Annotated in this window: 14 protein-coding genes; 6 read left to right on the forward strand and 8 right to left on the reverse strand. The window is 44.6% G+C overall.

What is annotated here, in order from left to right:
• Nucleotides 1–23: 23 nt before the first annotated feature.
• Both serS and ACKI5J_RS03080 read left to right on the forward strand, forming a co-directional pair.
• A complete protein-coding gene (gene serS / locus ACKI5J_RS03075; RefSeq protein WP_407426395.1) occupies nucleotides 24–1,295 on the forward strand; it encodes a serine--tRNA ligase in 1,272 nt (423 codons plus the stop codon).
• 612 nt (nucleotides 1,296–1,907) lie between these two features.
• The gene (locus tag ACKI5J_RS03080; RefSeq protein WP_407426397.1) at nucleotides 1,908–2,276 is read left to right on the forward strand and encodes a response regulator; all 369 of its coding nucleotides are present in this window, start codon (nucleotides 1,908–1,910) and stop codon (nucleotides 2,274–2,276) included.
• On the opposite strand, the gene recO is transcribed toward ACKI5J_RS03080, so the two are convergent.
• Both recO and ACKI5J_RS03090 read right to left on the reverse strand, forming a co-directional pair.
• Nucleotides 2,266–2,994, reverse strand: a complete 729-nt coding sequence (gene recO, locus ACKI5J_RS03085; protein ID WP_407426399.1) for a DNA repair protein RecO — start codon at nucleotides 2,992–2,994, stop codon at nucleotides 2,266–2,268. The two genes, ACKI5J_RS03080 and recO, sit on opposite strands and share 11 nt — an antisense overlap.
• A gap of 41 nt (nucleotides 2,995–3,035) precedes the next feature.
• A complete protein-coding gene (locus ACKI5J_RS03090; RefSeq protein ID WP_407426401.1) occupies nucleotides 3,036–3,311 on the reverse strand; it encodes a signal peptidase in 276 nt (91 codons plus the stop codon).
• A gap of 193 nt (nucleotides 3,312–3,504) precedes the next feature.
• On the opposite strand from ACKI5J_RS03090, the gene ileS reads away from it, so the two are divergent.
• The 4 genes from ileS (at nucleotide 3,505) to ACKI5J_RS03110 (ending at nucleotide 8,740) form a co-directional block, all read left to right on the forward strand.
• A complete protein-coding gene (gene ileS, locus ACKI5J_RS03095; protein ID WP_407426403.1) occupies nucleotides 3,505–6,897 on the forward strand; it encodes an isoleucine--tRNA ligase in 3,393 nt (1,130 codons plus the stop codon).
• 3 nt (nucleotides 6,898–6,900) lie between these two features.
• Nucleotides 6,901–7,284 carry a TraR/DksA family transcriptional regulator gene (locus ACKI5J_RS03100; RefSeq protein WP_407426405.1) on the forward strand — a complete coding sequence of 128 codons (384 nt, stop codon included), beginning with the start codon at nucleotides 6,901–6,903 and terminating at the stop codon, nucleotides 7,282–7,284.
• Nucleotides 7,284–7,934 carry a lipoprotein signal peptidase gene (locus ACKI5J_RS03105; RefSeq protein WP_407426407.1) on the forward strand — a complete coding sequence of 217 codons (651 nt, stop codon included), beginning with the start codon at nucleotides 7,284–7,286 and terminating at the stop codon, nucleotides 7,932–7,934. The genes ACKI5J_RS03100 and ACKI5J_RS03105 overlap by 1 nt, the downstream gene beginning before the upstream one ends.
• A 107-nt stretch (nucleotides 7,935–8,041) precedes the next feature.
• Nucleotides 8,042–8,740: an SIMPL domain-containing protein gene (locus tag ACKI5J_RS03110; protein WP_407426409.1), complete on the forward strand. Its 699-nt coding sequence runs from the start codon at nucleotides 8,042–8,044 to the stop codon at nucleotides 8,738–8,740.
• Between the two features lie 49 nt (nucleotides 8,741–8,789).
• On the opposite strand, the gene ACKI5J_RS03115 is transcribed toward ACKI5J_RS03110, so the two are convergent.
• The 6 genes from ACKI5J_RS03115 to ACKI5J_RS03140 form a co-directional block, all read right to left on the reverse strand.
• Nucleotides 8,790–9,158: a response regulator gene (locus ACKI5J_RS03115; RefSeq protein WP_407426411.1), complete on the reverse strand. Its 369-nt coding sequence runs from the start codon at nucleotides 9,156–9,158 to the stop codon at nucleotides 8,790–8,792.
• Nucleotides 9,159–9,259: 101 nt separating this feature from the next.
• Nucleotides 9,260–9,733, reverse strand: coding sequence for a DUF4112 domain-containing protein (locus ACKI5J_RS03120; RefSeq protein WP_407426413.1), 474 nt, complete (start codon nucleotides 9,731–9,733; stop codon nucleotides 9,260–9,262).
• A 2-nt stretch (nucleotides 9,734–9,735) separates the two neighbouring features.
• Nucleotides 9,736–10,566 (reverse strand): alpha/beta hydrolase, encoded by an 831-nt coding sequence (locus ACKI5J_RS03125; protein WP_407426415.1) that lies wholly within the window; start codon nucleotides 10,564–10,566, stop codon nucleotides 9,736–9,738.
• Nucleotides 10,567–10,705: 139 nt separating this feature from the next.
• Nucleotides 10,706–11,998, reverse strand: a complete 1,293-nt coding sequence (locus tag ACKI5J_RS03130) for a sugar MFS transporter (protein WP_407426417.1) — start codon at nucleotides 11,996–11,998, stop codon at nucleotides 10,706–10,708.
• Nucleotides 11,999–12,028: 30 nt separating this feature from the next.
• Nucleotides 12,029–13,948 (reverse strand): glucosamine-6-phosphate deaminase, encoded by a 1,920-nt coding sequence (gene nagB, locus ACKI5J_RS03135; protein WP_407426419.1) that lies wholly within the window; start codon nucleotides 13,946–13,948, stop codon nucleotides 12,029–12,031.
• Between the two features lie 152 nt (nucleotides 13,949–14,100).
• The gene (locus ACKI5J_RS03140; RefSeq protein WP_407426421.1) at nucleotides 14,101–15,165 is read right to left on the reverse strand and encodes a LacI family DNA-binding transcriptional regulator; all 1,065 of its coding nucleotides are present in this window, start codon (nucleotides 15,163–15,165) and stop codon (nucleotides 14,101–14,103) included.
• Nucleotides 15,166–15,209: the final 44 nt, after the last annotated feature.

Raw genomic sequence — 15,209 nt, forward strand, 5'->3', positions numbered from 1 at the left:
ATCTTTGACAAAAATTTACAACGATGCTGCAAGTTAGTTATATCCGCGAGAACAGAGAGAAGGTTTTGGAACGATTGTCTGTTAAAAATTTCAAACAGCCTGAATTAGTTGACACTATCATTTCACTTGATGAAGAACGTCGTCAGACTCAAACCTCGTTAGACTCCATCTCTGCGGAAGCAAACGCAATGGCTAAGCAGATCGGTGAGCTGATGCGCGGTGGTCAGAAAGAACAGGCTGAAGAACTTAAAGGGAAGACAGCCGGACTGAAAGAGCAGATTAAGTTAATGGGAGATAAATTAACCCATGCCGAAGAAGAGCTTCATAAAAATCTGGTTCTGCTTCCTAACCTGCCCCATACCAGCGTCGCAAAAGGCTCAACTCCTGAGGAAAACGAGAACATTTTTGAATTCGGAGAGAAGCCTGTGCTGCCATTAAATGCACTTCCGCATTGGGAGCTCGCAACAAAATACGACATAATCGACTTTGAGCTCGGCAATAAAATTGCCGGAGCCGGCTTCCCTGTCTACAAAGGCAAAGGGGCTAAGTTGCAAAGAGCCCTGATTAACTTCTTTTTGGATCATGCTGAGGAGGCAGGATACCGGGAAGTTCAGCCCCCTATCGTCGTTAACGAAGCATCAGGATTTGGCACCGGGCAGCTACCTGACAAAGAAGGCCAGATGTATCATGTCGGTCTTGATAACCTGTATCTGATACCCACCGCCGAGGTTCCGGTTACGAATTTATATCGAGATGTTATTGTTAAAGAGGACGAACTCCCTATCAAAAACTGTGCGTACACACCGTGCTTTCGCCGCGAGGCAGGCTCCTATGGTGCCCATGTAAGAGGGCTCAACCGCCTTCACCAATTCGATAAGGTCGAGATTGTTCAGATCACACACCCTGATGAATCTTATCACACGATCGAACTGATGAGTGCTCACGTTCAGTCGCTGCTTCAAAAACTAGGCCTTCCTTACCGTGTTCTCCGTCTTTGCGGAGGTGATATGAGTTTCGCCTCTGCCTTAACATATGACATGGAAGTTTGGAGTGGGGCACAAGAACGCTGGCTGGAAGTTTCATCCGTATCTAACTTTGAAACTTTCCAGAGTAACAGGCTTAAGCTGCGGTTTAAAGGAAAAGAGGGCAAGGCCCAACTCGCTCATACCCTAAACGGAAGTGCTCTGGCTCTGCCACGTATTGTAGCGTCTCTTCTAGAAAATAATCAAACAGAAAAAGGCATTAGAATCCCCGAGGCACTTGTTCCCTACACGCGCTTCGAGTGGATCGACTAATACGTTTTCGAAATAAATTGAGGGGCTATTCGCTTTTACAGCAAAGCGGGTAGCCCCTTATCTATACCCATAGACCGCCTAAAGTCACTGATACCTTTTCAGCGATCCTTTGTCAAGCTCAGCATATAAAAAATCCCTCTCGTTATGCTGTACAAATGCGAGAAATAGCGTTGAACACATGTTAAAATAAAGTTCTCACTTCGGTTTCTTATTCTGAAAAAACATGCCGTGAACCCAGGTAGTCGGTTTTGAAAAGAACTGGTCGCTAAGGATAGACTAATCTAAAAATTTGAACAAAAAATAAGCTCCTGATGGGCAGGAGCTCAAACTAACCAATTATAAACCTAAATCTTAAAAGAAATCTTTAAAAAGAATTTTTCTAAAACTTTATGTGTCAAAGATACATTTAAATCTTACCCAGCACAAATATTTTCACATTTTTTAACATTAAAGCAATGAGAAAAAAACATCAGACGCTGATAATCAGAACGTTTCAAAAAATAGGTATCACCGTTTTTACAAAAAGGAATTTTTTTCAAAACATTACCCCATTAGTTTGGTTATAATCGTCTAAAGAAATCGTGTTACGCGACTTTAACTAAGGGAACTGGAATGTCTAAACGGATACTAATATTTGACGACGATACCGATATACTGTCAATTTGCACTTACATACTTCAGGAGCTAGGCTGGGATGTTAAAACTTCCCCACATTGCAACGACATTGTAAACACTGTGAGGGCTTTCAATCCTAACGTAATACTAATGGACAACTGGATTCCGGATTCAGGAGGTGTGGTAGCGACGCAGGCGATCAAAGCAGAGACCGACCTGAAAGATATTCCTGTTGTCTACTTCTCCGCAAACAACGATATCCAGTCGCTCGCCAATAAGGCAGGTGCAGATACTTACCTCGAAAAGCCCTTTGATCTTAATGAACTTGAAAACGTCATTGAGCGGGTAGCCGGATTTAAGGACTAAGAACCTCCTCGATAATTTTATGAGAGCGCACTTCTGAGAAATTGTCGACGTGGAGCCTGTAATAATCAAGAATCCGGGTCAACAACTCACGTCTTTCTATATTGCTTATTTGCAAAATATGTAATGCATTAATGTTGGTATCCAGTATTTCAGCAAATTTCTTTGTCAGGCTGCCATGCAGGAAATGCACGTGTCCAGGGGGCACGTTAGTGAAGACACCGTTTCTCAGGTCAAAATAGGCCGACATACGCTCATTAGTTCTTTCCGGATAAAATCCCAGATACCTGCTAAGATGAAGCAGAAACCAAAGGTGAAAGTTATTGAGCCCCGCCTCCATGCGATCCAGCAGCGCTATACTATGAAACATAAATTCAAACAATGGCTGGTCATCATGGTGCTGCTTCACAACCTTATAGAGCACCTCATTTAAGAAAAGCGCCAAACTACTCTTCGTCAGATCATAAGGCAGCGACTCAAACAGCGGTAGATTACGAATTTCTGATATGCGCTGAATACCTCCGTCCGGCTTATGATAAACCACCATATCCAGCAAATGCAAAGGCTGAATCATGTTCATACGAATCTTCGCGCGGGGTTTTCGCGCGCCGTTCACCAGATATGATTGCAACCCAAATTTCTCTGTAAAAATCTGAACAACAACACTGCTCTCCGAATAATCGGTCGTCTTGAAGACGATGCCCCTTGTCTTATGCAACATATCAGGCAGCAGAGTATCCTAAGGCCCTTAGGAAAGAACTATTATGGCTGTGCCGGTACACTCGCTGAATTATCGCTTTCATTCAAGTCATTTTCTCTTTGTTCCTTTTTCTCTGCCTCTACAGCACGCTCTTCGATAATGCCCTTATATTCAACCTTTCGTACAAATGAATAGAAAATGGACACAAAACCAATCCCAAACGACAGTGTTCCGAGGATCATAGCCCATCCGTAGTCTTCAAACGCGTTCCGTTTGATCGAGTACCCAAGAAGGTTTAGGCCGACTCCAACCGCTACCAGAATCAAACCCCGTTTCATAAACTTATTCATAACCAAAACTACGCAAAGCACGTGCCACAAGCAAACTCGTCACGACCCGGCAACCCATATGCGACAACCCGTCGTAAAAACATGCACCGCTCTGGCTCTTAATACCGCTTTTTCCGGCTTAATTTAATTATTGCCCCGTATTTTCTTAACTTTGCACCTCAAAATTTGGGTTAAAGCGCTGATGTACAAAGAATATAAACAACTAAATTTATCTGCTACAGGAAAAGACATACTCGAATACTGGAAAAACAATCAGATTTTCGAGAAGAGTATTTCGAACAGACCGGCTTCCAAACCATATACGTTCTACGAAGGGCCTCCCTCTGCCAATGGTATGCCAGGGATCCATCACGTAATGGGACGCAGCATTAAAGATATCTTCTGCCGGTATAAAACACTCAAGGGGTTCCGCGTGGAACGCAAGGGCGGATGGGACACTCACGGTCTTCCCATTGAGCTTGCTGTCGAAAAGACCCTCGGGATCACCAAAGAAGATATAGGGAAGAAAATCACCGTGGAAGAGTACAATGCTGCCTGCCGCAGTGAGGTCATGCGCTATACCGATGCTTGGAACGACCTAACCGAAAAGATGGGCTACTGGGTCGACCTCGACGCCCCTTACGTCACTTACGAAAACAATTACATTGAGTCTCTTTGGTGGATCCTGAAAGAGCTGTATAACAAAAAATTACTATATAAAGGATATACGGTTCAGCCCTTTTCTCCTGCTGCAGGAACCGGACTTAGTTCCCATGAGCTGAATATGCCCGGCACGTACCGTAATGTGAAGGATACGTCTATCGTTGCACAGTTTCGTCTAAGGAAAGACCAGGTTCATCCCTTAATGTCCATCCTTTTTCAGAACGAAGCCGAAGACACCGTGATGCTGGCCTGGACAACTACTCCATGGACACTCCCGTCTAACTCTGCACTTGCCGTAGGGAAGAATATCACTTACGTGAAAATAAGAACATTCAACCAGTACACCTACGCACCTGTAAGTGTAATCCTCGCGAAAGATCTTGTCTCCAAACATTTCAAAGCAGAGGGTCGGAATGCTTCTTTTCAAGACTATAAAGGCGGCGACAAACTTATTCCCTGGGAGATTGCCGCTGAGTTCAGAGGGGAAGACCTGATCGGCCTACGCTATCACCAGCTTATGCCTTATGTAACGAGCGAAAAGCTTGAGAAAGAAGCCTTCCGGGTAGTCCCGGCCGATTACGTAACCACCGAAGATGGAGCAGGTATTGTACACATAGCAGCTGTATTTGGTGCGGATGACTTCCGTGTTGCAAGGGAAAACAATATCCCCTCTGTCATGATCACCGACGAACGCGGTAACGAGTTGCCACTGGTCGACAAGCAGGGCAGATTCGTTGATCAGGTAACAGACTTCGCCGGAAAATATGTAAAAGAAGAGTTTTATGCCGACGAAATCAGAAATCAACCAGGTTTCAGACCTACCGATGTACTAATAGCCATACAGCTTAAAGAAGAAAATAAAGCGTTCGATGTTAAAAAATACGAGCACAGCTATCCGCATTGCTGGAGAACTGACAAGCCTGTATTATACTATCCGCTTGACAGCTGGTTTATCAAAACCACCGCCGTTAAAGAACGAATGGTTGAGCTTAACAAAGAAATCAACTGGAAGCCGGAAGCTACCGGAACCGGGAGGTTCGGCAACTGGCTGGAAAACCTCGTCGACTGGAACCTCTCCCGCTCCAGATACTGGGGAACTCCTCTTCCTATCTGGCGTACTGAGGACGGAACGGAAGAACTTTGCATCGGCTCAGTTGAAGAGCTGAAGGCTAAAATCGCCGAGGCTTTATTGTCAGGCACGCTGACAGCAGAAGAAACAGCAAAGCTTTCTGTGCTGGAAAGCACGTATGCTCAGGGCACATTCGATCTCCATCGCCCGTATGTAGACGACATCATTCTCGTTTCACCTACCGGCCAGAAAATGTACAGAGAGCCCGATCTGATCGACGTATGGTTTGATTCAGGCGCCATGCCATTCGCACAATGGCACTATCCTTTCGAAAACAAGGATCTGTTTGAAAAAGCCTACCCGGCCGATTTTATCGCCGAAGGAGTAGACCAGACGCGTGGCTGGTTCTTCACGTTACACGCCATTTCCGTCATGCTTAACGACTCCGTGGCGTTTAAGAACGTAGTATCAAACGGACTGGTACTCGACAAAAACGGCAATAAGATGTCCAAGCGTCTGGGCAACGCAGTAGATCCATTCGAAACGATCGAAAAATACAGTGCCGATGCCACCCGCTGGTATATGATTAGCAACGCATCTCCATGGGATAACCTCAAGTTTAATGAAGAAGGTCTCGACGAAGTGCGCCGTAAATTTTTCGGAACACTTTATAACACTTACGCTTTCTTCGCCCTGTATGCCAACATAGACAAGTTTACATATGCAGAACCAGAGATCTCATCAGCATCACGTCCAGAGATCGACAGATGGATCATATCCAGGTTAAATACGCTCGTAAACGATGTCGACGGCTTCTATGACGACTTCGAACCTACCCGTGCAGCACGCGTTATTCAGGAGTTTGTCGACGAGCACCTGAGCAACTGGTATGTGAGACTGTGCCGCCGCCGTTTCTGGAAAGGTGAATATACCGAAGACAAGATCTCCGCCTATCAAACACTCTACACCTGTCTGAACACCATTGCCAAACTCATGTCGCCTATTGCGCCGTTCTTTAGTGAAAGACTGTTCCTCGACCTGAACACCATAACCGGAAAAGAGCCATCGGAATCTATTCATCTGACAGACTTTCCTACTTACAATAGAACACTCGTAGATACCGGCCTTGAAGAGCGCATGTCTCTGGCTCAGAACATCTCTTCCATGATCCTTTCACTGAGAAAGAAAATAGGAATAAATGTACGTCAGCCTCTTAATAAAATTCTTTTGCCGGTGCTCGACAACCATTTTCAGCAACAGGTTGAACAGGTAAAAGAGCTGATCCTTTCAGAGACAAACATCAAGACGATCGAGTATATCAGCGATACCGCTGGCATCATCAAAAAGAAGGTTAAACCAAACTTCAAGTCGCTGGGCCCTAAGGCGGGCAAGTCTATGAAGGATGTGGCAGCTTACATCAACTCATGGACTCCTTCAGAGCTTGCATTGTTTGAAGAGAACGGGGTGGCTACCTTCTCAAAAGACAACCTGACTGTGGACATCTACCCTGAAGATGCAGAAATCATCGCAGAAGACGTTCCCGGATGGCAAGTTACAAATCTCGGAAAACTAACAGTAGCATTAGATGTTACGATAACAACTGAACTGAAACAAGAAGGAATCTCAAGAGAAGTCATTAACAGGATTCAGAACCTGCGAAAAGAGCAGGGACTGGAAGTAACAGATAAAATACAGGTCGAGGCAGTATGCCCCGCCACGGTATCTGAAGCTATAATAAATAATTTATCCTATATTAAGGCCGAAATTCTCGCCGACTCTTTTGAAATAGTACCTGATCTGGCAAACGGCGACAAAGTGCAAATAGACGAACAGGAATTAACGATTTTGATTACAAAGGCATAAAAGATGGAAAACAACCTAAAAACCCGCTACTCAGACTCCGAATTAAAGGAATTTAAAGAAATCATATTAGAAAAACTGCGCGTTGCGAAAGAAGAGCTTGCATCTTTAACGCAGTCGTTGAGCAATCCTAATTTGAACGGCACTGATGATACTGCCGGAACGTATAAAACACTCGAAGACGGATCTGCAACGCTTGAAAAAGAGCAGATCAATCAACTTGCGGCACGCCAAAAAAAGTTTATCGAAAACCTCGAAGCAGCGTTGGTAAGAATCGAGAACAAGACTTATGGGGTTTGCCGTGAAACAGGCAAACTGATTCCTAAAGAACGCCTTCGCGCAGTACCTCATGCAACATTGAGCATGGAAGCAAAAATGAGACAGAATTAATGAAAGCTTATTTTAAGCCTTTTCTGGCTATCTTCTTAATCTTAATAGCTGACCAGGTCCTTAAGTTCTGGATTAAATTGAACATGAGCCTCGGACAGGAATTCCATATCCTGGGCGACTGGTTCATTATCCATTTTACCGAAAATAATGGCATGGCCTTCGGTATGGAATTTGGTGGAGAGGCCGGAAAACTAGCCCTTACACTCTTCCGGATCGTAGCGGTTTGCGCTATCGGATATGGCGTAGTTCATCTCGTAAAACACAAGTACCATAGGGGGCTGATACTCAACGTCGCCCTGATCTTCGCAGGTGCGATGGGAAATATCATTGATTCTACCTTTTACGGAATAATTTTCAGTGAAAGCACCTATTTTCAACCTGCAAGGCTTTTCCCTGTTGAAGGAGGCTATTCCAGCCTTTTCCACGGAAAAGTGGTTGATATGTTTTATTTCCCGATAATTCAAGGCACCATTCCACAGTGGTCGCCAATATGGTCAGGAGAAAACTTCATCTTCTTCAGACCGGTCTTCAACATCGCAGATGCCGCCATCTCGATTGGTGTCATTTCGATACTTATCTTTCAGAAAGCCTATTTCAAAGAAGAGAAGCAAGAAAATATATATCCTCATAATGAGATAATTGAGGAATAATCAGCTAAGCTTTTAACTGTAGCTTAATTAAAAGGGATGATCGTTTGTGGAATATGCAACAAACAATCATCCCTTTATTAAGTTAAACACACAAATACAAAACACACATGAAGCAGTTTATCATCCTTGCTATATTTAGCATCTTCACGACACAACTCTTTTCACAAACTGTAGATACCAGGCGTAAGATTGAAGTCAGCGGCTCTTCCGAAATGGAAGTCACTCCCGATATCATCTATCTCAGCATCTCCCTGAAGGAATACTTCAGAGACAATAACAACAAGAAGAAAGTAGAAATAAACACGATTGAAACACAGCTTTACAATGCTGTTCAGGCAGCCGGTATCCCCAAGGAGAACCTCACCATTAACAACATCTCAGGATACAACTATCAATGGGAAAAGAAAAAGAACCCTGATTTCCTGGTTGCTAAACAATACAGGTTGAAAGTTACTAATCTGAATAGCTATAACAAGCTGATGGATGCCATAGACGCAAAAGCTATTCAATACACTAATGTCGAAAGTTACGATTACTCCAAGATTGAGCCATTAAAAAAAGAGCTGAAGATCAAAGCGCTTAAGGCAGCGAAAGAGAAAGCAGATTTTATGGCAGCAGCACTCAACAACAGAGTGGGCGAACCATTGGAAATACAAGAGATAAATAACGAGTCTTACCCTCAACCTATTTACCGCACGAGCATGATGATGGCCAAAGCATCCGACGAGGCATTTTCTCCAGAAATAGACTTCAAGCAAATAAAGCTAAATTATCAGATGCGAGTAGTGTTTGAATTGATAAAATAACAGAATTCAACTAATATAACAACCATACTTATAAACAAAAAGCCTCTGATTAATCAGAGGCTTTTTGTTTATAAGTATTAAGCATCGCCTCCAGATCGTTTAGATCGAAAGGCTTTGCAAGCCAGGAATCCGCGCCAGCTTCTTCCGCTAAGGCCTTAATGTTGTTATTGGCCGAAAAGTAAATGACTGGTATATCCTTGTACCGTTCATTGCTCTTCAAAAGCTGTGTAGCAACAATCCCACCCTCTTCCGGGATCCAGTTATCCATTAGGATAATATCCGGTTCACATCGCTCAACCGTCGCCAGCAAATCGCTGCAATCGCGTCGCGTATGCACAACCCAACCATTTTCCTCCAACAGATATATCAGAATATCCAGAATGTCTGCATCATCATCAAATATCAATATACGCTTCATTAAGGCTAAAAATAAAATAAATATGGGGAGTCTGCATGGATTATTAATATGCGTCCAAACATCTATTTCATTTGTTACGATAGTGGGAATCAGATGGGAATCTAGAAATAACTAATAACCCACTCAGCGATTTTAACGAAGAGATATACCAGCCCGGCCAGCACCGCAAATAGGACCAAAAAGATACAAACGATAAGACCCCAACCGCTTCCCTGATGCTTCCCTTCCTCATAATGCTCCCTAAGAAGCCGTATATTGCGTGCATTCGATTTATAATAGAAATCAAATATATTTCCAAGTAAAGGAATAGCTCCTATTACTGTGTCGATGATAATATTCAGCGCCATAAGAATAGCTAACTTTCGGCTTACACCGTGTTTCAGCATGGTAGCCAAAATCACCGAGGAAAGCAAAAGACCCGAAATGTCTCCGAGCACAGGCACCAGATTAAGAATGGGATCAAGGCCAAATCTAAAGTTAGTTCCTGGAAGTCTAAACTGATTATCGAGGAGCCGCGCAAGGCGCTCTACCCAAATCAGACGGCTGGTGGGGGGCAAAGAATCTGGTCTTTCCAATATCAATTGTTGTTTATAGATTTTTTAAAGAACTTGTCCATGAACAACAACTGAAAGTCAATAGAGTTTACCCAGTAATCCCAATTGTGTACGCCTGCCCGGGTGATATAATCGTGAGGAATGTTGCGCTCCAGCAACAACGCATGCAGCTTCTCATTCACATCATAAAAGAAATCACCTGTGCCGCAGTCTATTATTAACGATAAAGAATGAGGTGTAAGCAGATGCAGCAAATTTACAACAGTGTGCTTCTCCCAGTTTATCGGAGAGCTTGCGTAGGTCCCCAACCGCTGAGAAAGCTGCCAGTTCTGAGGAAACGGACGAATGTCGACCCCGCCACTCAAACTCCCGGCCGCACCATATACGTCCTGATTTCTGAATGCCAGATACAGCGCGCCATGTCCTCCCATACTTAAGCCTGCGATGGCCCGTCCGGAGCGTGAGGCCACCGTCCGGTAATTCTTATCCACCCATGCTACCAGCTCTTTTGACAGATACGTCTCGTATTTCCAGGCAGGATCTACGGGACTATCCAGATACCAGCTTCCGATTCCACCATCCGGACATACTATAATCATCCCGTACCGGTCGGCTGCCTGTGCAAGCTGAGGAGCTTTCGTTGCCCAATCCCTGTAATTTCCGCCAAATCCATGAAGAAGGTAAAATACCGGATAGGAATTTTTATCAGAGTAAGAATCGGGAGTAATAACAACTGCCTTTATGGTCTTATTCATAGCAGCGCTTCTGGTACTTACCGTATCTATTTTACCCGCGTAAGTAATACCGGCAAACAAAAAGACCGGCAGGAAAAGGAACAAGCGTAGAAGGTTCATATCGTGATTTACTGCCTAAAAGTATATATTTTAAGTGAATCCGCCTAACGTCGACACCAACGAAGTACACACAAAATACCTCAAAAAAGAAGGCAGCCTGTTTTACAGAACTGCCTCAAATGTCTCTTGTATAAGCTAATTATAAGTGTGCCTTTACTTTCTTTCCGACGTTATAACCCTTCACCGCATAAAACCAGATAAACAGGTAACATGGAACAGCAATCCAATACGCCTCACGTGGATCCCAGGTGTCGGCAAGGTGTCCGTAAACAAGCGGCAATATGGCTCCCCCGGCTATACCCATTACCAGGAGCGAAGATCCGATCTTGGTAAAGCGACCCAAGCCCGACAATGCCAAAGGCCATATCGCAGGCCATACCAGGGAATTAGCCAAACCCAACAAAGCAATGAACATCACAGATACAAACCCTTCGGTAAAGATAGCACCCAGCGTAAAGGCCAAACCCATCATAGCGAATACTTTCATAGCCGTTTCCTGAGAGAAGTATTTTGGAATACAAACAATACCCACCAGATAGCCGACAATCATACCCACCAAAGTCATTGTCGTAAAGTACTTGGCAGTAGATAACGCAATGCCCTGTGAAGCCCCATAGCTGATGATCGTATCGCCGGCAATTACTTCAACACCTACATAGAAGACAATGGTAAGTACGCCTAACAACAGATGCGGAAACTGGACAATACTCGTCTTGCCGGTATTAGCTGCAGCTACGGTTTCATCTTCAGCATCCGTATCCACCTCCGGAAGACTGGATTTGCTTACCAGCACCCCTAAGATCACCAGTACCACCATAATAATGATGTAGGGAAGAATCACCCGCCCGGCGAGCATGTCGAGCTCCGCAGCCTTCTCTATAGCCGTCATGGTCTTGATCCGTATCTGCAGCGCATCCGCGTCTTTCAACGCAACGGCGCCCAACACGATCGGAGCAATCGCACCGGCCACCTTATTACAGATCCCCATAATACTGATTCGCTTGGCCGCACTCTCCGGAGGGCCCAGAATAGTAATATAAGGATTAGAAGCAGTCTGCAATAAAGCAAGACCCGTACCCTGAACGAATAAGCCCAGCAAGAACAGCTCATACATGCGGATCATAGCCGCCGGAATAAATACCAGCGCCCCAAGAGCCATAATGCCAAGCCCTAACGCCATCCCTTTCTTGAATCCAGTGATTTTCAAAACCCATGCAGATGGAATTGCCATCACCAGATAAGAGATGTAAAAGGCAAATGTCACCAGGTATGACTCAAAGTTATTGAGCTCACATGCTATCTTCAGGTATGGAATAAGTACCGAGTTCAACCAGGTAACAAACCCGAAAATGAAGAACAAAGCTCCGATAATAGCTATTGGAGGAATGCCGGACTGTCTCACCGGCTCAGAGTAGGTAACTGGCTTTCCCATTTTTTAGTTAAAGGCTATAGCTGCTAAGATCTAAAATTTATATCGTATAAAAGCTTCCATTGCTTCATATTCTGCTAGTCCCAGCTGATCATAAGCCAGGGCCGTTTCGCGGTTACGCTCTTCTGCCCTCACCCAGAACTCTCTGGCATCATCACCCGGAAAAACCGGAAGATCCTTTTGCGACTGGTGCTTAAAGATAGCGAGCTTCTTGCGCTCAACCTCCTGCGGAGATAAAGGAACCGCCATTTCAATTTCATGTACTTCAAACTCATGCCATGCACCTCTATAAAGCCACATCCAGCAGTCATTCACCCACTCCTCTGTATCTTTCAACCGCTTCAATGCTTCCAGGATGATATCGAAACACACCTTATGCGTACCGTGAGGATCGGCGAAATCCCCCGCAGCAAAAACCTGCTGAGGTTTAACCGCGCGAAGAAGCTCCATGGTCTGCTGGATATCGTCTTCATACGATACTTTCTTAGTGGTCTTCTGCCTGTCGTAAAACGGAAGGTCCATAAAATGAATCTTCTCATCAGGAAGACCCGCAAAACGCGCCCCCGCAATCGCCTCCCCTTTTCTGATCAGGCCTTTAATATTGCGTATTTCCAAAGTGTCAGGCTGATTAGGCTGTTTGATCTCAATGAACTTACGCATATCTTCATAAGACTGCTCCTGAGCCGTCGTATCTTCTCCCCTTGCCCTGGCATAGTCTATCGCAAACTCCGTAAAACGAAGAACATCCTCGTCCCAAACAGCCGTATTACCGGAAGTTTGATAAGCCACATGAACATCATGCCCCTGATCAGCCAGACGAATGAACGTTCCGCCCATAGAAATTACATCATCATCAGGATGCGGCGAAAAAATAATCGCACGCTTCACAGCAGGAAGGGCACGCTCGGGCCTCTGACTGTCATCCGCATTCGGTTTGCCACCCGGCCATCCCGTAATGGTGTGCTGAATCTTGTTGAAAATATGGATATTGATATTATAAACCGGTCCGCGCTCGGTTGCGAGCTGGGCCATGCCGTGATTATTATAATCCTCTTCGGTAAGTTTAAGAATCGGCTTTTTAAGCGTTTTGGCTAACCAGATAACGGCTTTCTTGACCAGTGCTTCCGTCCAGACACAGTCCTTAACCTCCCATGGCGTATCGAAGCGAGTTAGTTCAGATGCAGCCTCCTCGTCAAGAATAAACTCCACATGATCTGACAACTGCAGATATGTCGCAGGGACGTCTGAAGAAATCTCACCCTCCACAGCCTTTTTTATAATTCCTGCTTTTTTCCTGTTCCAGGCCATTAAAACGATCTCTCTGGCCTTGAATATGGTGCCGATACCCATCGTTATTGCCTTAGTAGGCACCTTTTCTTTGCCTCCAAAGTCATGGGCGGCATCGCGACGGGTCAGGTCGTCCAGGGTCACCAGGCGCGTTCCGGAGTTGGGCGCAGAACCTGGTTCATTAAATCCGATGTGCCCGGTACGTCCGATACCAAGAATTTGCAGATCCAGCCCGCCATAAGCACTTATCTTCTGCTCATAGGCCAGACAAAATGCCGGGATCTCTTCCTGTGCCAGTGTACCGTTAGGAATATGCACGTTGTTCATATCAATGTCGATATGATTAAACAACTGCTCCTTCATAAAATGCACATAGCTTTGAGCTGCATCCGGCTGCATAGGGTAATATTCGTCCAGATTAAATGTCACTACGTTAGCAAAGCTGAGACCCTCCTCCTTGTGAAGGCGGATCAGTTCCGCATAGACCTTAACCGGCGTTGCTCCGGTAGCAAGTCCTAAGACAGTAGTTTCTCCTTTAGATTGTTTTCGTCTGATCAAATCAGCGATTCTTTTCGCCACAGAGCGGGACGCGGACCCTGAATCAGGGTATACGGTAACCGGCAATTTCTCGTAACGCGTTTCTTCTAATAAGTTTAATCTTGACATGATAATATTTTGCTATTCTCAACTCTTTACCCAAACCTAGGCAATAATATTCACTATATCAAGATGTGTGTGCGCACAAACTGAATATTCCACGCAATAAATGCGCATAAAACTCAAAAAAGTGTTTCCGCACACACCTTCCCCTAAATATTTTATTCTTCGTGAATAAAATAATTCAGGTTCTCTTTTGCAATTATATCCAGAGGCATATACTTAATCAAAGGCACCTGCTTTTTAAATACCAGGTAGTCTGCCATATGGTTAATGCTCCAGTATCCCTGTCCACGCGGATTTTGATTTATAAGAAAGCTGATGATTCCCCTGTTCAAGAAATGAATGTTCTTTGGTACCAGATCATAACAGATAAGCTTCAACCCTTTAATATGACGCTGCTCCAGATAGGTAGCAATGGCATATCCTTTAGAAGTAGTTACGTAGACTCCTTGCAGATCCGGATTATTTTCAATCAGGTCATCCATCTGCCGTTGAAACAAAGCATAGTCCTTCCGCTGAAGCTCTACCCGCTGAAGTTTATATTTACCTGAGAGATTATTGTGACTGAAATAATTACGAAAACCCTGCTCCTTTTTCATCAGGTGCGTGGCGTTTCCTATATCCTCATCAATATGCGCGATCAAAAAGGTACAGGGGTCAGAATGAAGCTGGCTCAGCAATCTGCCTGCCAGCAGTCCGCTCTGGTAAGAATCCTGCCCGATATAACTCAGCGGATTATACTCGGAAATCTGCGTATTGAAGATAATGAAGGGGATACCGAGCGTATTCCATTCATCAAAGAAAGGCAGCGTCTCTTTATAAAAAAGCGGGGCAAGGATGATCCCATCAGGTTCTTTCGATGTTAACTCCTTGGCCTTTTCGACAAAGGAAACCACCTCATGAGGGTTAAAACTATATCTGATAACGGTGATGCCATATTGCTTCAGCTCCTTCTCCGCCTTCTCTATCCCCAGAATAGCCTGATTCCAGTAAGAATCTGAAGAGTGGTTAGGCACGAGGGCGGCTATGGTATATATCTTATTGGATCCGAGAGCCCGGGCACTATAGTTCGGCTCGTAATCCATTTCCTTGATAATCTTTAAAACCTTCTCTTTTACATCCTGAGACACGCGCCCCCTGTCATGCAAAACCCGGTCAACTGTGCCGGTTGACACACCAGCTCGCTCCGCTATATCTTTTATTCGAACTACTTTATTACTCATAAGATCTTGCTTCAGGCGATTGACTAGTTATCAGGTTAATCACC

The organism is Arcticibacter sp. (genome assembly GCF_045629565.1).
Classification (GTDB): Bacteria; Bacteroidota; Bacteroidia; order Sphingobacteriales; family Sphingobacteriaceae; genus Arcticibacter.

What these genes read in the sequence shown, in the direction of transcription:
- serS (WP_407426395.1), top strand. Translation starts at nt 24, where the DNA reads ATGCTGCAAGTTAGTTATATCCGCGAGAACAGAGAGAAGGTTTTGGAA.
- ACKI5J_RS03080 (WP_407426397.1), top strand. Translation starts at nt 1,908, where the DNA reads ATGTCTAAACGGATACTAATATTTGACGACGATACCGATATACTGTCA.
- recO (WP_407426399.1), bottom strand. Translation starts at nt 2,994, where the DNA reads ATGTTGCATAAGACAAGGGGCATCGTCTTCAAGACGACCGATTATTCG.
- ACKI5J_RS03090 (WP_407426401.1), bottom strand. Translation starts at nt 3,311, where the DNA reads ATGAAACGGGGTTTGATTCTGGTAGCGGTTGGAGTCGGCCTAAACCTT.
- ileS (WP_407426403.1), top strand. Translation starts at nt 3,505, where the DNA reads ATGTACAAAGAATATAAACAACTAAATTTATCTGCTACAGGAAAAGAC.
- ACKI5J_RS03100 (WP_407426405.1), top strand. Translation starts at nt 6,901, where the DNA reads ATGGAAAACAACCTAAAAACCCGCTACTCAGACTCCGAATTAAAGGAA.
- ACKI5J_RS03105 (WP_407426407.1), top strand. Translation starts at nt 7,284, where the DNA reads ATGAAAGCTTATTTTAAGCCTTTTCTGGCTATCTTCTTAATCTTAATA.
- ACKI5J_RS03110 (WP_407426409.1), top strand. Translation starts at nt 8,042, where the DNA reads ATGAAGCAGTTTATCATCCTTGCTATATTTAGCATCTTCACGACACAA.
- ACKI5J_RS03115 (WP_407426411.1), bottom strand. Translation starts at nt 9,158, where the DNA reads ATGAAGCGTATATTGATATTTGATGATGATGCAGACATTCTGGATATT.
- ACKI5J_RS03125 (WP_407426415.1), bottom strand. Translation starts at nt 10,566, where the DNA reads ATGAACCTTCTACGCTTGTTCCTTTTCCTGCCGGTCTTTTTGTTTGCC.
- ACKI5J_RS03130 (WP_407426417.1), bottom strand. Translation starts at nt 11,998, where the DNA reads ATGGGAAAGCCAGTTACCTACTCTGAGCCGGTGAGACAGTCCGGCATT.
- nagB (WP_407426419.1), bottom strand. Translation starts at nt 13,948, where the DNA reads ATGTCAAGATTAAACTTATTAGAAGAAACGCGTTACGAGAAATTGCCG.
- ACKI5J_RS03140 (WP_407426421.1), bottom strand. Translation starts at nt 15,165, where the DNA reads ATGAGTAATAAAGTAGTTCGAATAAAAGATATAGCGGAGCGAGCTGGT.